General features: G+C 38.5%; 12 protein-coding genes and 2 pseudogenes. 10 read left to right on the top strand and 4 right to left on the bottom strand.

The features are described 5' to 3' along the window. The first annotated feature begins 199 nt into the window (after positions 1-199). The 6 genes from AC1DOS_RS06970 to AC1DOS_RS06945 all read left to right on the top strand — a co-directional run bounded on the left by AC1DOS_RS06970 (position 200) and on the right by AC1DOS_RS06945 (position 5,265). Entirely contained in the window at positions 200-1,234 is a 1,035-nt protein-coding gene (locus AC1DOS_RS06970; protein ID WP_477536916.1) for an ABC transporter permease, read from the top strand. Position 1,235: 1 nt separating this feature from the next. After that, positions 1,236-1,910, top strand: coding sequence for an ABC transporter ATP-binding protein (locus tag AC1DOS_RS06965; RefSeq protein WP_477536915.1), 675 nt, complete (start codon positions 1,236-1,238; stop codon positions 1,908-1,910). Positions 1,911-2,633: 723 nt separating this feature from the next. After that, positions 2,634-3,410, top strand: coding sequence for an extracellular solute-binding protein (locus tag AC1DOS_RS06960; RefSeq protein ID WP_477536914.1), 777 nt, complete (start codon positions 2,634-2,636; stop codon positions 3,408-3,410). 22 nt (positions 3,411-3,432) lie between these two features. Next, positions 3,433-3,906, top strand: a complete 474-nt coding sequence (locus AC1DOS_RS06955; protein ID WP_477536913.1) for a COG4315 family predicted lipoprotein — start codon at positions 3,433-3,435, stop codon at positions 3,904-3,906. Positions 3,907-3,987: 81 nt separating this feature from the next. After that, positions 3,988-4,542 (top strand): RNA polymerase sigma factor, encoded by a 555-nt coding sequence (locus AC1DOS_RS06950; protein WP_477536912.1) that lies wholly within the window; start codon positions 3,988-3,990, stop codon positions 4,540-4,542. Continuing rightward, positions 4,543-5,265: an anti-sigma factor gene (locus AC1DOS_RS06945; RefSeq protein ID WP_477536911.1), complete on the top strand. Its 723-nt coding sequence runs from the start codon at positions 4,543-4,545 to the stop codon at positions 5,263-5,265. It abuts the gene before it with no gap. Between the two features lie 291 nt (positions 5,266-5,556). Here AC1DOS_RS06945 and AC1DOS_RS06940 read toward each other — a convergent pair whose 3' ends face one another. After that, the gene (locus AC1DOS_RS06940; RefSeq protein WP_477536922.1) at positions 5,557-5,700 is read right to left on the bottom strand and encodes a hypothetical protein; all 144 of its coding nucleotides are present in this window, start codon (positions 5,698-5,700) and stop codon (positions 5,557-5,559) included. 323 nt (positions 5,701-6,023) lie between these two features. On the opposite strand from AC1DOS_RS06940, the pseudogene AC1DOS_RS06935 reads away from it, so the two are divergent. Together AC1DOS_RS06935 and AC1DOS_RS06930 are read left to right on the top strand one after the other, a co-directional pair. Continuing rightward, positions 6,024-6,264, top strand: a pseudogene (locus AC1DOS_RS06935) (response regulator transcription factor); the annotation flags it as partial. Between the two features lie 443 nt (positions 6,265-6,707). Further along, complete coding sequence (locus tag AC1DOS_RS06930; RefSeq protein ID WP_477536910.1) at positions 6,708-10,886, top strand: S8 family serine peptidase; 4,179 nt, start codon at positions 6,708-6,710, stop codon at positions 10,884-10,886. Between the two features lie 667 nt (positions 10,887-11,553). Here AC1DOS_RS06930 and AC1DOS_RS06925 read toward each other — a convergent pair. Next, positions 11,554-13,026: a sensor histidine kinase gene (locus AC1DOS_RS06925; protein ID WP_477536909.1), complete on the bottom strand. Its 1,473-nt coding sequence runs from the start codon at positions 13,024-13,026 to the stop codon at positions 11,554-11,556. Then, positions 13,016-13,693 (bottom strand): response regulator transcription factor, encoded by a 678-nt coding sequence (locus AC1DOS_RS06920; protein ID WP_477536908.1) that lies wholly within the window; start codon positions 13,691-13,693, stop codon positions 13,016-13,018. Before AC1DOS_RS06920 ends, AC1DOS_RS06925 begins: the two co-directional genes overlap by 11 nt. 265 nt (positions 13,694-13,958) lie before the next feature. On the opposite strand from AC1DOS_RS06920, the gene AC1DOS_RS06915 reads away from it, so the two are divergent. Beyond that, positions 13,959-14,204 carry a hypothetical protein gene (locus AC1DOS_RS06915; RefSeq protein ID WP_477536907.1) on the top strand — a complete coding sequence of 82 codons (246 nt, stop codon included), beginning with the start codon at positions 13,959-13,961 and terminating at the stop codon, positions 14,202-14,204. A gap of 383 nt (positions 14,205-14,587) precedes the next feature. On the opposite strand, the pseudogene AC1DOS_RS06910 reads toward AC1DOS_RS06915, so the two are convergent. After that, positions 14,588-14,838, bottom strand: a pseudogene (locus AC1DOS_RS06910) (ATP-binding protein). Positions 14,839-15,514: 676 nt separating this feature from the next. Here AC1DOS_RS06910 and AC1DOS_RS06905 point away from each other — a divergent pair. After that, entirely contained in the window at positions 15,515-19,333 is a 3,819-nt protein-coding gene (locus AC1DOS_RS06905) for a S8 family serine peptidase (RefSeq protein WP_477536906.1), read from the top strand. The last annotated feature ends 892 nt before the right edge of the window (positions 19,334-20,225 follow it).

The following is a 20,225-nucleotide window of genomic DNA, read 5'->3' as shown; positions in this document are numbered from 1 at the left end:
CGATATTTACTAAAATTTAATAATCTAAACTGAGTCCTTACATCTAATTTTTTTATAACAACCCTATCTTTAAAATGCGGTTACTCTAAATAGGGAGCAAAATTTCTCTCAGCGTCGATTGAAATGTAACCACCTGTTCATCTTCCGTTCACCTAAGATGTATAAACTGAAGATATCAAGTAAAACGGAGGCGTAAAAGATGAATATTGCATGGAAAGAAATTAAAAAGAGTAAAGCAAAATTTATTATTTTAGGATCAATCATATTTCTGGTTAGTTTTTTAACGTTTATCATTTCTGGATTAGCGAATGGGTTATCCCAAGATAATGCAGCTTTAATAAAAGATTTACCGGAGGGTCAATTTTATATGAATGACGATGCGAATGAAACCTATAATCTTTCGAAAATAGATGAAAGCACACAAGATAAAGTATTAAATGACCAGAAGGATGCAGCAGCATTTTCAATTCAGATGGGCTTTGTGAACGATGCAGAAGACAAACAACATAGTGTTGCTTTTGTTACTTCGACTGATTCGAGGTTATTCGAAAAAGTCGGTGAAGGAGAAATCGTATTAGATCGTTCATTGGAAGAAGACGGTATAAAAGTAGGCGATACAATAACGAACAATCAGTTCAGCGGTGAATTCACAGTGAAAGGTTTTGTAGATCAAAAGAAATATAGCCACGCACCTGTCGCTTATATCAATATGGAAAACTACAAAGAAATTTACGGAGTGGACGAAATGCAATTGGTATTCGTAGCTGGGCAAGAAAAAGGACCAGACATTGCGGGATTACAATCATTTTCAAGTAAAGAATTTCTCAATACGATTCCAAGTTATAGCGCAGAACAGATGTCTCTTAATATGATCGTATGGTTTTTAGTCGTCATCAGTGGGATGTTGTTTGCAATCTTTTTCTATATGATGAACGTTCAAAAAATCGGATTATATGGGATTTTGAAAGCACTCGGTGTTAAAACAAGTCGATTATTCGGAATGATGTGGTCACAAATGCTTTTCATTACCGTAATCGCACTTACTTTGTCAGTTGCATTGAGCCAAGGTTTCACCATGATTGCGCCCGAAGGAATGCCTTTCAGTTTAACCCTTCAAACGACTGTCCAATTATCGATTATATTCGTGATCATTGGATTTGTAGGCGCTACGCTTTCAGGCATCCAAATTAAAAAAGTCGAACCACTACAAGCAATTCAACAAGGAGAGGTTTAAGATGACAATCTTCACAATTGATGAAGTCAAAAAAACTTTTATAAATGGCGAAGTGAAAGAACAAGTATTAAAAGGGATCAACCTTTCCCTACATCAAGGTGAAATAACAGCGTTAGTTGGTGCCTCAGGTTCCGGTAAAAGTACGATTCTTACGATAGCTGCGGGTCTTCAACGCGCAACGGACGGGCAAGTTCTTTTCAATAAAAAAAACATGACTGACATGAGTCAGGAGCAAATCCGGAAAATCCGGGCAAGTGAGTTCGGATTCGTCTTTCAATCCTCTCATCTCGTCCCTTTTCTGACTGTAGAAGAACAACTGATGCTGATGCTAGATGTTTCGGGAACAAAGATGAAAAAAAAGGAACAAAAAGTTGAAGTTTCAAAAATACTCAAATTGATTGACATGGATCATCGTAGGGATGCCTACCCAGCTTCATTATCGGGAGGAGAAAAACAGCGTGTGGCGATTGCACGTGCAATCATCCACAAACCCAAAATGCTTTTTGCGGATGAACCCACTGCAAGTTTAGACTCAAAAAGATCGAAGGACGTAATGACGTTAATACGAGAATTGACTAAAACGTTGAGTATTACAACGTTGATGGTAACCCATGATGAAGAAATGCTTTCGTATGCTGATCATGTCATTACAATGAAAGATGGGCTGATATTGTAAAGTGAATATTTATAAAATAGGCCGAGAGCATACAATATCTTTTGTAAATGAATAGAAGAATTAAACTATGATAGAAACATATCCCTTTTAAGTGACTTTCAAAATCGTTCGTAAAAGCACAACTTTTACGAACGATTCAAAATTGATCTTATTTAGTCTTTTATACAGTTCGTAAAACTGCATATTTTCAACAAACGGGCGCGATTGTGAAGTAACGAAAGCCGAATTTCTCACTTATAATACTGAGAAATTCGGCTTTTTTAAATATTGAGGTATCCTTAACGTTGTAAATCCTCATTTTCCTATGCCAGGAAAAGTATCAGACTTCATTATGAATAGCCCACCTTTTTAAATTGTGCATGCATGACTCTGTCTTCAGCTTCAGGCGGAGTTGGAAATCGGCTTCACCAAACGTTTGGTTCCCATGAACTTCTCCATCGCATACTTCTTCGTAATACTCTAATGCCTCCCTTGCGTTGCCATCAAATGTGAAATAAGGTGTTGATTGCCGCTTCATCACACTCCAGTCATCTTTAATCCCGCAAGTATCTTTTTTGATCTACTTCACAAAAAATAACAATAACGTTTGTTTGCTAATTTTGTTCAGCTTTCAATGGTAGATTGAAAAAACAAAAAATAATTATTTTTTTTTCAAACCGTTTGATGGTTTGTCTCGTTACCTATAGTACAAACAAATTTTTCAAGAAAGGAGAGAAGCAAGACATGAAGAAAACGGTTATTTTTGTTGGATTAATATCATTCATGCTTGTCTTGTTAGGGTTTTCAGCAGCAATGGATTCTAACCGGGGGCAAGCTGCCGATGATGTTGTGAAAATTTACGGCCCAGGTGGACCTCTTGGACCAATCAAGGAACTGGCGGAGCAGTTTACTAACGAAACGGGGATAAAGGTCGAAGTAACAGCGGGCCCCGAAGCAAAATGGATTGATCAAGCCAAACAGGATGCCGACATTATTTATGGAGGTTCCGAGTATATGCTGACTGATTTTATGCTTAACCATCCGGGAATCATTAATGAAAAAACCCGTACAGAATTGTATCCGCGGGCAGCGGGAATTTTAGTCAGAAAAGGAAATCCTAAAAAGATACAGTCTTTGGAGGATTTAACGAAGAATGGCGTAAATATTGTAGATGTTAATGGGGCTGGACAACTGGGGTTATGGGAGGATTTAGCAGGAAGAAAAGGGCTTATTCCTGGAATTAGTAGCAATATTGTTATTTCAGTAAAATCCAGCGCAGAAGCTATCGATTTATGGAAGACAAATTCTAAATACGACGCCTGGATTACATATGAATCCTGGCATTACCGACTGTCAGATGTGACAGAACTGGTTCAGTTCCCTGATGAAGACACGCTCTATAGAGGAACTCCCATAAGTATAACTAGCAATACTAACAATAAGAAAGAAGCAAAGCAATTTATCGATTATTTAAAATCAGATGTCTCCCATCAAGTGTTTCAAAAATGGGGCTGGAAATAAACAGGAGAAGGAGTGGGGTTAAATGAAAAAGCGGATGTTTATTTTAACGAATTTTGCAATGGTGCTGTTTTTAGCGGCATGTGGAAATAATGCTCAAGATTCTGCCAAGGAGGATCAAGTGGTTAATGGCGCAGTCGAGGAAACCGCCGAGAGCCTGAAGTTATTGGAAAATGAGAAAACGGGCAAGTACCTGGCTGATTCCAATGGAATGACACTGTACTATTTTAAAAAGGATGAACCTGGAAAAAGCAATTGTGCTGGTGAATGTTTAGAAAATTGGCCGCCGTTCACGGAAAAAGATTTTGATGTGCCGGAGGGCTTTGACAAAAAAGACTTTGGAACAATTAAAAGAGAAGACACTGGGGCAGAGCAGGTTGCTTACAAAGGATTTCCGCTCTACTATTTTGTAAATGATAAGCAAGAGGGCCATGTCAATGGTGAAGGTGTGAAAGATGTTTGGTATATTGTAAATAATGAAACGGTTTTTCCACAATAAGTAAACAACAGGAACGATCAAACTCGTGATCGTTCCTGTTGTTCATTTCCCAAAATTGCTTGGTGAGGAGTGCAGGTGCCATTGAAAAGAAAACTTGATAAAGAATTAATGGCATTGGTAATGAAAAAGCATCATCCTGCTATGGAAGAGCTTTATGACCGGTATATTAAATTAATCTATGGCTTTGTTTTTAAATTCACAAATGGAAATGAAGAAAAAACGAAAGAGATTGTGCAGTTGGTTTTTTTAAAGCTTTGGACGACAAAAAGCAGTTATAACTCCCAAAAAGGAGTTTTTGTGAATTGGCTTTTGACTGTTACACGGAATGCGTGCGTGGATTACGTTCGTAAAGACAGTATTCATATTCGGAATAACAAGCAAATGGATATGGGTCAGCCAATTGATATAGAAGACCCGAATAATGGGATAGAAAATAGACTTATTTACAGTGAAATTGCCAAAGCAAAAAATAAGTTAAGTAAGCCGCAAAAAAGAGTAATTGATTTACTATATTGGAAAGGCTATTCGCTAACGGAAATTGCCAAAATTGAAAACGAACCGATTGGAACGATCAAGAGCAGACTTCATCAGTCTCTCAAACAGTTGAAGAAGTATTTGGAGGTAGGTGATTTGTAAATGAGTATAGAATGCGATAACCTGCTTTTATTTATATCGGATGAACTGAAGGAAAAAGAAAAAAAGGCATTCGCGGAACATTTAACCTATTGCCCAGAATGCACCAGGGAGTATGATCAAATGACAGAAGCCTGGAAATCATTAAAGTGGGATTTTGAAGTAATTGAACCCCCTGCTTCCCTAAAAGCGGAAGTGATGAATTTTGTTTTTGAGCGTAATAATGAAATTCCTGTGCGAAAGGTGAATAAATGGAACAGCCTTTTCCGTAGGCAGTTTACTCCTGTAACTTCAGGACTCTTGCTGGCCACTATGGTTTTAGTGAYTGTCCTGTTGTATTCCAATATCCAACTAAAAAAAGAAACCGCAGCTATTGATCTCCCGGTAGAGGTTGAAACGACACTTTTTTTACAGCCTGCTGATAAGACGGTTGGAAATATGAATACAGGCGGAGCTGCATACATATTGCAGCAAGGTGAAGAAAGAAGCTTAGTCGTACAGATTCGGAATTTGCCTGCGCTGCAAGAATCCGAGGCTTACCAAGTATGGCTGCTGAATGATGGCGAACGGACAAATGCAGGAACTTTCAAGCCTGATGAAGCTGGTACAGGACTGTTGACTTACAGACTTACACCAAATGATTATTTTGATCAAATTGGCATCACGAAAGAACCTGACCCAAATGGTACCCAGCCGAGAGGTAAAAAGATAGTTGGATCTTCATGATAATTAATTTTCACGTCCCTGGGAACGAATCAATTATGACTATTCCAATACCGGAATTTTTATAAATAAGTTACCATGCATCAGGCGGTGTCTATTTGTTTATGCATTTGTAGTGAATAATTTGATTTGTTTCTATCCCAGGGACGCGAATTAAGCGAAACAGACCAAGAACCGCATAGCAATAGATGCTCGAAACACTGATTTGGAAGGATTTTCCATGCGCTTTCCGGTAGCGATTGACAATTTTTTCAAGTGACCAGCCCATCTTGAGATGAATGAGGATATGATCAATCAGCTCAAGATACACCGCACGCTTACAGCCGTAATTTTCTCTCTTGGTTTCATAATCATCTGTGCCTGAATGGTAGTGTAAGGCGAAACACTTGCAAGCTCATAATTGATGGTGCTTTTGCTTCTTTTCAACTGCCTAGCTATATAGGAAAGTGATTTTCCATTCAGTGTGTACGCTTCGATTAATACGCCTTAACTACTGTGTACCCTAATGATCTATTTTTATTTTTAACCGTTCGACTTAATATGATAATCTACATAACGAAAAAGGGAAAAGCAAATCTAGCGCTTTTCCCTGTTTTGCAGTGCCCTCTTAATTTATGGCTTTTTTTGCTTTTCCATTCCTACCTCCCTTCATTTGACCACGAATAGTAAACCTTATACAAGTTTGAAGAAATGAAAAAGATAGTATCCAATTAGGGCAACAAGTACGCCAGTTCCAACGTATTTTAAAGCGTAACCAGTTCGTGCATCCTCGCATGACCAAAAAGCTGAAAATGTATCATCACCAGCAAGCGAAATCAGAACCAAATGAAAATAAGCTGACAGAGTGTGAAAAAGAAATACTGTTTGAGTTGGTCAAAGGTCTTAGCAACAAAGAAATTGCTGAAGATTTATTTATGAGTGACAAGAAAGCTGAATGTGAAAAGCCGTTCACAGGCGGTCATTTATGCCGTTCGAAATCAACTTGTACCGTTTTCTTATTAAAAATCACTTATAAAAAAATGTCCTGTCCCTTATTATGTCACTCTTGGTATAGTACTTTTGTTTTAAGCAGGTATAGAACCAAGAACAGCAAAAGATACATCCTATGTTTAATTTTCAGAAAAGTAGAAATGTGGGATGATAAGGGTYAATTGGGCGATTTTTCTGAATATTGAATGAATAAATGTTGAATAAACTYCCAGTTGATACTAGATTAGTTGAAAAATTTTAATAACYTRATGTTGAAAGACAGATCAGTGTATTAAATGTGAAGTTAAGTCATCAGCACGAAACCTTTACATTTTTACAAATATATTAATCTACTATTTAGTTAGGCAGGGGAGAGGTTTAATGMGGAAAAGGAGAAACAAAAAAAWTATTATTAGAATCATTGTTTCGTAAWTCATTGCACTACATATGTAATAAAGTGACTGGGAGGAAAGAAAATGGAAAAAAAAGCAAACAACAAAAGTAAGGTCTTAAAAAGCTTAGCTRTATTTGCTCTATCATCTAGTTTTATTTTAGGTTCACTTGGACATGTATCAAATGTTACCAATGCTGCTGGTAATACGAATGTTGAAAATATACTTGCTAATTTAACACCAGAACAAAGAGCAGCACTTAACCAGATGACTACAAATGAATCAACAGGTCTTCAAATTTCTTCAGATACAGATTTAAATTCTACGAAACAAACTTCTGTCATTATTGAGTTTGTGAATAAGCCTGCCAAAGTCGCACAAATTGAAGCAAGTGTAGAGGGAAAACAATTATCTACGGAAGATGCATCAAATTTAGTTGATAAAAATCATTCTACTTTCAAAACAGATATCCAACAATTATTATCAGAGGATAAAAAAAAGGTAGAATTTAAAATTAATCGTTCCTTTAAAAATGCATTTAATGGTGTTTCAATGAGTCTCCCAGCAAATCAAATTCAAAACCTATTAAAATCAAAAGTAGTAAAATCAGTTTGGAGCAACGAAACATTTATAATAGACCCACCTGCCGCGGATAGCGAACAATTAAAAGCGGATGAAGCAAATGTGGCGAATTATGCGCCTTATGATGGACTAGATCGTCTACATGCAGAAGGCTTTACTGGTAAAGGAATTAAAGTCGGGATACTTGATACAGGAATGGATTACAACCATCCTGACTTAAAGGATGCCTATAAAGGTGGATTTGATTTTGTCGATGATGATAATGATCCAATGGAAACAACTTATGCCGATTGGAAAAAATCAGGTAAACCAGAAATAGGTAGTGGTCGTGTCTACTATACTGAACATGGTACACATGTTGCGGGTATTATTGGCGGCCGAGGTTTAGCAGATAGTGAATATAAAACATTAGGTGCAGCACCAGAAGCTGATCTATATGCTTATCGTGTTCTTGGTGCATATGGGTCAGGTACAAGTGATGACATTTTGGCCGGAATTGATCGTGCTGTGAAGGACGGTATGGATGTTATTAATATGTCATTAGGCAATTCTTTAAATGATCCCCTTTACGCGACTTCCATTGCTGTAAATAATGCCGTTTTAAGTGGGGTAACGACCGTTGTGGCAGCAGGGAATAGTGGAGATAAAATGTATACATTAGGTTCACCTGGAGCTGCGGCATTGGCCTTAACGGTTGGTGCATCTACTGTTGCACTTGATGTCTATCAATTTGATGGTGTACAGAATGGGGTCAATTATTCATTAAGACAGCTAGCAAGAAACTATAAAGATGACTTAACGCAATTAAAAGGAAAAACCTATCAACTTGTTGATGTTGGACTAGGTAGACCTGCTGAATTTAATGGAAAGATTTTAGATGGTAATATCGCGCTCATTAAGCGGGGCTCGATTGCCTTAATAGATAAAATTAAAAATGCAAAAGCAAAAGGTGCCATTGGGGTACTTATGTATAATGATGAAATAAATAGTGCAGAAGGTTCCATCCAGACATTTTTAGGTGAATCAGTAGATGCGGTTCCTACATTCTCTGTCACAAACACGGAAGGACTAGCTATCTTAGCAGCCGTTAAAGCGGGTAAAACAGATATTACTTTCGGCGATTATTCGAAAGTAAAAACGTCTGGCAATGAATTAGCAGCTTTCAGTTCAAGAGGTCCATCACGTGTAAATTATGATATTAAACCAGAGGTAGTAGCACCTGGTGCTGCCATTCTTTCCACTGTTCCATTTTATATAAATGATAAAACAGTCGATGGGTCTAAACCAGAGGACTATAAATATAGCTACTCCCGTTTATCCGGTACGTCCATGGCAACACCTTATGTGGCAGGTGTATCCGCGTTACTATTACAAGCGAACGACAATCTTGAACCATCAGACATTAAATCTATTTTAATGAATACAGCTGATCCGCTATCAAAAGATTATAGTGTATTTGAAGTCGGTAGTGGTCAAGTGGATGCCTATGAAGCCGTTCACTCAAATGTTGAGATTCAAGTAGATGATCGAACAGCTACTCTTAAGCATAAAAATGAGAAAACAATAAGAGAATTAACTGGTGGATTTAGCTTTGGCTCGATTGGGTTTGATGACCAGGATATTTCAGAAGTTAGAAATTTTATGTTAAATAATCGAAGTGAAAAAGCTAAAACATTTAATGTGAATGTGAAATTCCAAACTGGAATAAGAGACTCAAAGGATGCAGCTTTAAATAATGTCACATTAGATGGGCCAACTTCAGTCAATATAGAAGGAAATAGCCAGAGAGTCATCAAATTTAATCTGTCTATTCCAAAAACAGCTGAAAAAGGAACATATGAGGGATATATCGTATTGACAAATAATGAAGATCCAACGGAAAACTACCAAATTCCATTTGGTGGACGAGTAGTAAACGAAGGAATTGATACATTTTCTATTATTAATCCTATGTACTCGGATGATACAGCTTGGCCAGAAAATGCCATGCCTTACCTTGGATTTAAGTTCCAATTAAAGTCACATTTGAGGACTTTAGATGTAGTATTACAAGATGCCAAAACGGGTGAAGATCTTGGATTAGTTGGATCTTACAATGCCCTATTATTGAATGAAAACCAACTAATGACTAATTCTAGTGGATTCGCTGGGGCATACTATCCGTATACAGGTGATAAGAAAAATCCGATTAGCGATCAATTTGTCATTGCCAAAACAGGTTCATACAAATTAAAAATGATTGGTACAAATAATCAAGGGAAAACATTCACTAAAGAAGCCGCTTTCATCTTTGAGGTTGGAGCGCCAACGATGACCTCCACCTTTGATTCGTTAGATCAAAAAGTGATTGAATATAATTTAAGTCAGCTTGATTCAAAAGGACAATTTTTATATGACTTTAATATCAATGTAAATGATCCTGAAGCGGAAGAGGCAAAGCGCTTAGGTATTCCTGTTGATCAATCAAACAATTCAGTTGTTTCCTTTTACAATGGACCATGGCCATATGCTCCAATCTACACTGATAAAAATGGAAATTACAAGGATCAAATCCTTGTCAAACAGCAAGCCGCACCTTTAAAAGTTCAGTTCTATGGAATGGATGCTGCGAGAAACTTTACTGCAGATGCTACGGCAATGCTACGGGTAGCATTTGTTACTGATACTAGACCCTATTATTATTTAAAAGCAAATAAACAATCGATTTCGACTGGAGATACGGTCAATTATTCGATACGTTCGAATAATATTAAAAACTTAAAAACTGCAAAGATGACGATTCCAGTCATGAAAGACCATGGAGACTTAGGAACCATTAAAAATGTCGTTGTAAATGATGCAGTGAAGCAATTTGGTAATTCAGAAGTAACTGTAACAACCACATCAGATACGTTAAATACGTACTATACGATTACATTTAACTACTTAGGAACTAAGGCTTTACCAGAAGATATGCAGTTGGTAAATTTCGACTTACAAACATCTAACATTTATTCGAAAGGTTCGCCTATCAACTGGTTTGAAAATGAGATGAAAGGAACGACCATAGATCAATCCAATGTACAAACTAATAATGTTTATACTTATATTGAGACTTTTAAACTGAAACCAACCTACTCAAGGTTATGGGGTTCATTACAATTTGAGGGCATGCTTGATCCTTTAACAGGCGGGCGGAACAACGCATTAGACCACAGAACCATTGGCGCAAAAGTTACAGTCACGTCTTATGATGGAAACACAGTTGTTGAAGCTCCTCTTACAAACAAATCTGGTAGTTACGTTGCTGGTGGAATGAAAGCTGATAATAATCCATATACAGTGACTCTTGATGTACCAGGTCATTTTACGATTTCTAAGTCTCTAGTGTTATCATATGACGTTCGAGGTGAAATAATTGGAAGGGACATGAGTTATTTATTATCTCCAGCTAAAGCAGGAGATGTCAATAAAGATAATGTCATTGATGTATTAGATGCAATCGAGCTTCAAAAAAATTGGGGTAAAAATACATCAGGGTCCGACTTGAACTTCGACGGCACAGTTGATAAAAAGGATATGGACTATGTTATTAAAAACTATGGATCACAAAATGACTCTGTTCCAAATGCACCTAAGGCGAAAGATACGTATAAGGGTGTTACGTTGGATTTGGTGTTAAGTCAGTTAGGTTTAAAATAATCCTTTTCTAGTTTCTATAATCAAAYGAAGAACCATTTTATGACTTACTACAGTAAATAGACAGTAATTAAATAGGATTTTAAGAAACCTTAGCCCTTTATTTTATTGGGTTAAGGTTTTTTAATTACTTTTGAAATCAATCTCTCTGCGTCCAAAAAGCATCGGTTCCATAAGGGTACATATTGACAGGATACAAAAGATCGCTGAACTGCTTTGATTTAAAAACGAAAACAAGAATAAGATGTTTGATTTTCTTTTTACGGCCATTTTTAAAACTAATTAGCTTTTCCAATCGAAAGAGGACAGCTCTTATTCAAAAAACAAGTGCTTTATTTGAAGATTCATTAGCTCTTTAAGCAGCTCTTTGTTTATTTGAAAAGGCTACTGAGTGAACTTAATGATATAAAAGGGTAAAAAAAGGAAAGGAATGTCTCTTATGATAAGTGACATTCCTTTTTTTAGGATTGATTAGTAATTCCGCCATTATTAAAGCTTTATTAGTTTGCTTTATTTTAATGTAATAGTTAAACAATACTTTTATCAACAATGCAGCATTAAAAGGAGGTATACCAGTTATTACCGGAGGAAATGCATGGTAAAAACAAAACTTTTAATCGCCTCTCTCCTCCATCTGATCCAACAATGAGTAAAATATAAACTTAATTGTTCATTCAATAGGTATCATGAGACGAAATATAGTTTCATGCGGTGAGGTTGATACTAAGAACAATTCACAATTATTAGCTTCAGCAAGTAATCGGCTTAATGGTAATCCAAGTCCTAATCCCTGCTTCTTCTTTCTTTTACTGTCTCCTCGATAATATCGTTCAAAAATATAAGGAATTTCTGGTTCTGCAATCCCTTTACCATTATCTAAAATATCAAGGTATAGCTTTTTGTCTTCAATAGTCATACTTAAGGTGATTTTAGTAGTTTCTGCTCCTGCACTATTCATTAAGAGGTTAAGTAGAATTTGCTTAATTTGACCTCTATCTGCTACTATTTTCAGTGGTTTGATTAAAGGAGAGGCATCAAATTCTATATCTTTAAAACCTTCTATGGAATGAACCTGTTGCATTACCTCTTCTATTACCTCCCAGAGAGGGAATAATACAAACTCTCCATGAACAGTGCTGGATTCTAATGACGCAAAATCTAATAAATCTTCTACCATTTTTTGCATTCTCTTAGCTTCTTCTAACGTTGTTACTAAAAATTGATCCGCTGTTTCCCCTGTGACAATACCTCCTTGGACGGCTTGAATCATCCCACGAATCGAAGTAACAGGGGTTCTTAATTCATGAGAAACGCCTGCAAGTAAATCAGTTCTCATTTGTTCAAGTTGTTGCAAACGCTTTGTCATTATCTTAAAAGAAGAAAATAGTTGTTGTAATTCAGCCTCTTTTACTTTGGTTGCTGAAGGAAGATTCGGTGAGTAATCTCCTTCTGAAACTTTTCTTGCAGCTTCAGTTAATTGATATAAGGGAAGTATTAATTTTCTAGAAAGATGGTATATTACAAGCCAACCTCCAAATGCGATACCTAAAATAATGAGCACAAGAAGTCCATAGGTTTCTATATTTTCTGAAAACAATTCTGGTGAAGGGGTACTTAAATATAAAGCACCAATAACATTCCCATCTTTACTTAGAGGCATGCCAACACGCAGCCATGTAGCATCTTTATATTCAATTTTTTCTTTAGTCTTTTTACCGCGTAGAACACTTTCTATAGTAGGTGGTGTTTTAGCAAGAGTCTCGGATATTGATATATCTAGACTCGAAAAGTTAACAAGATTATGACCCTCTTCATTAAAAACTTGCATAAAATCTTGAGCAACCGGTCGCGCTACTTCCGTTGCTATTGCGGGTGTAGAAGGTGCAGCAGGTGTGATAGGTAATTGATCTTGCTGAAAATTTGGTTGTGATTGTATTATATCTATAGCGCGTATATATGAATCACTAAGTTGTTCAGCTCTCGCCTGTAGTATTTGAAAACTTTGTTGATTTTGATTTACTTTTAGCAATACACCAGCGATAATCCCTAAAATGATAAGAATGGCTATTAGTACACCCGCATATCTTCGAGTCCAAAAACGAAGTAAAGGGATACTTTTATCAGACTGTAAGCTAGTTAACACGTATCATATACCCCGTTCCACGTACTGTTTTAATTTCGCCCTCATCTGATGACCAATCACACAAGTGTTGACGAATTCTTTTAATTGAAGCATCTACAGCTCTATCTGCACCGTTATAATTCATACCCCAAACATAATCCAATAGTTGATCACGAGTAAAGCATTGATTGGGGTGTTTTCCTAGGAAAGCAAGCAGTCCCCAATCACGTGGTGACAAAGGAATTAATTCATCATAAAAAGAGGCTGTATGAGTTGTAAGATTTATTACAAGATGGCCTAATCTAATTATTTCATTATCTTCTAAATGTGAGGAACGGCGTAATACAGCTTGAACTCGAGCCACAACTTCCTCAGGATCGAATGGTTTTGTGATATAATCATCAGCCCCTTGTCCAAGCCCTGCTAGTCTTTCGGGCACACTACCTCTAGCTGTTAGGATAATGACAGGACAACTACCATATTGACGGATTTGTTTTAGAATCTCGAGCCCATCATTTTGAGGCAACATCAAATCCAAAAGTACCAATGAAGGTTTATAATTTAAAAAAAATTGAACTACATTACCTTCGCCTGAATGGGAAGCCACCGAAAAATCCTTTCTTTCCAAATATACTTTTACTATCTGAACAATTGGTAATTCGTCCTCAATAAGTAAGATGCGCTTCACTACAAAACATCCTTTCTACGATACTTTGAAAAATAAGGGCTAAGTTGTTAGTGTATAGCTGGAATATGTCGATAAAATGACAACGCCTCATTATTTCCTATCTAAGCAAGTGATTTGACTGTAGGTTACTGCCCGTATGTCAGGGTGATACACTACATTTTTTACATCGTCATATTGTTGTCACATTAATTAGGTAAATTTGAAGTGTGGGAAACAACATCCCATACTTTATCGCAGAGCGATTAAAAATAAGGAGGAATCTGAAATGAAAAAAATTCTATTAGTAGGCGCAACGACATTAGCAGTTTCACTAATTGCAGGATCAGCTTTAGCTTCTCCACTTTTTGAAGAGGAATCGACACCAGCAGTAGAATCGACACCAGCAGTAAAAGTGACACCAAAAGAAGAAAAAACAACAAAAGAGGGATCGACACCAACTGTTGAATCCACACCAGCAGCAGTAGTGACACCAGCATTTGAAGCGACAAAAAAAGAAACTGTAACAAAGTAGCCTATCAAATCGAAAAATTTTAGTAATCTGAGCTTTAAAGAGTATCCTTAACATGGTTGCAAGTACAATTCCACCTCAACCAACAAAAGAACTCGGTGCATATAGTTAGAAACTAATCCGGATCAGCTCGCTCTTTATCTGTTTAACGAAGTAGAAGTAACGGATTAGATAGTACTTTATCAACTCTTACATTAGTTAAAGACAATTCCAACTGATTGCCAGGTCCTAAAGAARACTAATTAAAGTATAGAGCAAAGCGCCCATGTAAAAACGTGGGCGCCATTTGACGTTTACGAAGTAATGATTCACAACGGCTCTTAGTCATGTACATGTTTTGATCAAGACCCACTAGTTAAGACGACATGAAAGCAAGTTCCGTTACTTTAATTGTTAGTAACAGTAATCGTACCGATATGCTTTTTGATAATGCTGTCAACAGTTGAAAGACCTAAGCCTGTACCACCCAGTTGACGGGAGCGTGATTTGTCAACACGATAAAAAAGTTCTGTTTGTATTTGTCAGCAATACCGATGCCTGTATCTATAATTTTGATTGAAACCTGTTCCTTACTTAATCTGTTTACAAAAACCTCAACGGTGCAGCCGTCAATATTGTACTTAATTCCGTTTTTCACAAGGTTGTAAAAAGCACGATACAAATACCAAAAACAACGCTATTATCACAATCTAAGGTCATTGTAACATTCTTATCTTTAGCGATATGAGAAAGCACGGAAACAATACCCTCAACAATATCCTTTAAGTAAATGCGCTGCAGCTTTAAGGTGAATAGCTTTTCTTTTGCCCACCTGATTGATCGACTTTTACATAATCCAAATATCTTGTCTGTAATTATTTCTTCACTTACTCTCAAATATCCTCGTTCTTCCAAGTTAGGAGACATGAGTTTGATAATGCCCTGTAGCTTCTAAAACTATTGAAGGTTTTTTACCAGTTACTCTTAATTAAATATCACTTATAAAAAAATGTCCTGACCCTTATTATATCGCTCTTGGTATAGTGCCTTTGTTTTATGTAGGTATAGTACCAATAGCAACAAAAGTTACTACCTAAGTTTAATTTTCAGAAAAGTAGAAATGTGGGATGATGAAGTTAATTGATTGATAGTTCTGAATATTGAATAACTGTTTAATAAACTCAGTAAATGCTAGATTAGTTGAAAAATTTTAATAACCTGATGTTGAAAGTCAGATCAGTGTATTAAATGTGAAGTTAAGTGATTAACACGAAACCATCACATTTTTACAAATATATTAATCTACTATTTAGTAAGAAAAAGGGGGAAATTTAATGAAGAAGAGGAGAAACAAAAAAATTGTTAATGTAATGACCGTAGGATTGGTATCTGCAGTACTTTTGTCAACAAGTACTGGTAATTCATTTGCTTATGATGCCACCACCGCCAAAACRCCGGCCACCCAGTCGTCCCAGCAACTGCAGAACAACAAAGTTGTCGACTCGCACACTGTTACCCTTATCACGGGCGAAGTTGTGATGCTGGAAAAAAACGCCGACGGCTTGCAATCAGCAACGCTTGCTCCAAACCCTGATGGAACCGAAGTGGGTGTAACCACGTTGAGTTTGGGAGACGATTTCTACCTCATCCCGGATAAGGCACAACCGTACCTAGCAGCAGATGAGCTTGACCGCGAGTTGTTTAATATCACCAAGTTGGTCGAGTACGGCTACGACGACGCTCACGTCTCCGATATCCCGTTGATCGCGACTTACTCAGGCACAGAAAGTCATACGGACGAAGCGTTAGAACAGGCTGCTCCGGCAGGTTCAAAAAAGGACAAGGTATTAGATAGCGCTAATGGTGTGGCGCTAAAGGCGAGCAAGTCGATGTCAGCGAAGTTCTGGGAAGCGGTAGACGATGACAGTGCCAAAGCTGCGACCGCACCGAAACTTGCCGATGGCATAAACAAGTTGTGGCTTGACAAACCGGTGCAAGTGATGTTGGACAAGAGTGTTCCACAAATTGGAGCACCTACAGCATGGGCGGCAGGGTATGATGGCACAGGCGTGAAAGTGGCTATCTTAGATACTGGGATCGATCCGGATCATGCTGATGTTAAAAATGCTATCGCTGAAGCGAAGAGTTTCGTACCGGGTGAAGATTATGTAGATCACCACGGGCACGGTACGCATGTTGCTTCGACTGTCGCGGGATCAGGCGCAGCTTCTGGAGGTAAATATAAGGGCGTAGCTCCAGGTGCAAAACTTCTAATTGGGAAGGTGCTTAGCAACGCAGGATCAGGTTCTACATCCAGTATCATCGAAGCAATGCAATGGGCAGTTCAGGAAAAGGCCGATGTTGTCAGTATGAGCATTGGTTCGGAAGAACCAAGCGACGGAACAGATCCACTGAGTCAAGCGGTCAACAATTTGAGTGATACAAGCAACACACTATTTGTTATTGCTGCAGGTAATGCGGGTCCAGATAAGAGAACCATTGCAGCACCAGGGGCAGCCGAAAAAGCATTGACCGTTGGGGCAGTTGACAAAAGCGCAAACGAATTTTTGGCTAATTTCTCAAGTCGCGGTCCTGTTATCAATAATTTCAGAGCTAAACCTGAGATTACGGCACCAGGAGTAGCAATCGTAGCTGCTCGTGCAGCAGGAACCACTATGGGTACGGCCGTTGATAACTACTACACTAGTGCCAATGGTACATCAATGGCTACACCACATGTTTCCGGTGCTGCAGCCATTCTGAAACAAAGACACCCTGATTGGTCAGGAGACCATATTAAGCAGGTATTAACTGGTACTGCAGTAGCAAATACCCGCTACTCAGCTAATCAACAAGGTGGCGGACGTGTAGATATCACGAAAGCCTTAGAGGCTAACGTGTATAGCAGTCCTGCAGTTGTCAGTATGGGAGCCGGGTTTGTTGATACTAAACCAATAGAAAAGACATATAATTATGTCAACCCAACCGACAGTGATATGACATTGAATCTCGTCATGACAGCCAAGAATGAGAATCAAACAGCGGCACCGGCTGGAATGTTCACACTCAGCAAGTCAGTTGTCACTGTCCCAGCACATGGCAACAGTGAGATGAAGGTAACATTTGATACATCGCTTGGCACTGTTGCCGATTATCAAGCAGTGGTAAAAGCTACTTCAAGTGACGGTAAAATCATTAACACGACTATTGGTGGAACAAAAACAGAACCATTAGTTGATTTAGTTATTAATGAGATCGATCGCAACGGAAAACCGGCTGGAGGCGATATGGTGTGGTTCAACCATGACTCGGGGGTTGGTAAACAGGTATATCCTAATAGCAGCGGGAAGACCACATTATCCTTGCAGCCGGGACGTTACGCGGTAATTAGTACACTAAACACAAATGACGAGGCCGGAATAGCTCAGAACTATACCCTAGCCTCAGTGCCTATGATAGAGCTAAAGAGTAAGGAGAATCAAGAAATCACGTTTGATGCCCGATTAGCCAAGGAGGTAAAAGTTACAACGCCTAAGGAGTCCGAAAAGCACTCTTGGAAAATGGGAGTCCGCGAGCGGTTGGACACAAACCACTTCGGATTTGACTACATGAGGAATTTTAATGGCGAAACTCCCGCCTACGTGTTGCCAGTCAAGGCGCCAAATAATGTTGGCTTGTTCGAGTTCAACTTCCATTCTCGCAACTATGCCCCTGCAATCGAGGCATCCTATGATGACAATAAGAACGAGTCGATTCCGCTTGTGCCAGTGTTCTTTGCGCATAAGTTGGACGGCGATAAGACACTCCAAGCGGTCAACGTCGGCGTGGCACTACCAGCGGATCTCAGCGGCATAGACATCCATGGAAAGCTAGCGGTCATCACCCGCGATTCGAAACAGAATCCGAGAGACCAAATAAAAGCAGTAATGGGTGCTGGCGCCGCAGGAGTGATCGTCGTCAATAACAACGGGGAGAGGGTCAATCTAGGTGTATATACAATTGACAATGTCGTCATCCCGGCCTATACTCTTGGCCAAAGCGACGGAGAAGTGCTCTTCAACAGAATCGCCAATGGTCCTACCTGGATCAAGCTGCATGGAATCGCTAACAGTCCGTACGTGTACAATTATGCGTCGATGATTAATGGTGAAATTCCGGATAACCCTGTAGACGCGGTGACAGAAGAAAACTCTGCCGTAGTGAATGCCCACTACCGCAGGCCAAATGGCTGGTTGAAATCTGGCGACTGGGCTGTGGCATTACGTAAGGACGAAGGTGGCTTCTTTGCGCTCTTGGATAAATTCGAGGAAAAAACACCGGACCGGGAAGAGTGGTACTCCACAGGCAACAAGACGGATATGAATAGTATGAGATGGCTCCATCTGTACTATCCGGACGTTACTGATATTACACGTAACATGAAGGACACAGTTCGCATCTACTCACCGGGCGACAAGAAAGAAGAGACTTGGATGGGCGCGGCGAACGCTCCAACTGGACCGGATAATACCTGGGCGTATCGCGAGGGAGACACCTTAAACCTTAACATAACTAATGATAACGGTGATAGCGAGCCGGGGCACTGGAGCTGGTTTGCAAATGGGAAAGACTTCTCCACTTGGGGGTTGTATCAAGACGGGAAACTTCTCGCTAAGGGACCGGACACTACTTACCAAAGAAAGTACCCTGTCAGCACTGAACCGGCAACTTATAAGATCACATCGGACACATCGCACCCAGAATGGTTCGGGTTCTCTCTGGCTACAACAACCAGCACAGCTTGGACATTCAAGTCCCAGCGACCAACAGATGGGCAAGAAAACCTTGCGCTACTGTGGCCGAGGTATAACATTGGCCTAGATAATGAGAACCAGGCAAAGGGTGGCATTACCGACCACTTTGACCTGTCATTCGTCACTCAATCAGGTGTTACTCCAGACATTCAAGGGGTAGAGGTCGAAGTATCCACGGACGACGGCAACACATGGAGCAAAACAAAAGTGGATAACCGAAAAGATGGCCACTACAAAGTGTGGGTGAAAAACCCAGCATCAGGTTACGTTTCGCTTCGCATCAAGGCATGGGACGCAAACGGTAGCCAGATCGAACAGACTATAATTAAGACCTACGCTGTGAGCAAACACAAGCGGTAGATACAATAGTTTTGCATAAAGTGCAGTGGCTAAATTAAAATCTACCAAGTAAATACCTGTTGTTTTAGTTAAAGATTGTGGAGTTGCTTTGGCAACTCCTTTTCTTATTGAACTCCCATGAAAATTTAAATCAAAAAAGAGCAAATTTAAACAGATYCAGTAAAAAAGCTGAGCCTTGTAAGATTTATTATTAAGCTGTTTGCTGATCTTATCAAAAATCCTCCCCCTAGTAAAAAGTATAGGATGATTGGCTAGTGCAACAACCTGAGTAGGATGTAACGTTCAAACGAAAATAAGTTCAGATTATAATGAAACAGTAGTTATTTCGAATGATGAATTAATCAAGTTATAATAAACAGACTCTACTTGAGTCAGCTAGACTGTCGAGACTTTCTCGACAGTCTATTTTTTTTCGCACTGTTGTGAATTAGAAGTTATAGAAGCTACTCTGAAAGCAACTAGTGAAGATGATGCTGTAAGTTAAGTATTAGAATATAGAGAAATAATGGATTCATTACGAAAAAATGCTAATAAAAACGTTTAAGATACTCAGGGAAAGTCATTTTAACAGGTTCGACTACTACTTTTGATTCTTCCAAATCTATTAAAAGCTTCTGTTTAAATCAAGGTTTTATTTGTCATATCAATGAAACGCCAGAAGCTACTATGAATCGGCTATGCAATTCTAAATGTTTTCTGTCAGATATATATATATATATATTCAAACTATTCAAACTAAATTTATAGAAATATATTGTATTTTAACCTATAATAGTAACGATTGAGATTGAGAGTTGAGGAGGTGAAAAATACTGATGGATTTTTGAACGATTGATGTCGCAAACAAAGACGGCAACTTCAAATGACAAGTATTAATTTGAAAATCGAAGGG

Source organism: Paenisporosarcina sp. P5_A11 (genome assembly GCF_056400705.1).
Note: the sequence above shows the minus strand (reverse complement) of the source record. Positions and strands in the feature narration are given on the sequence as shown.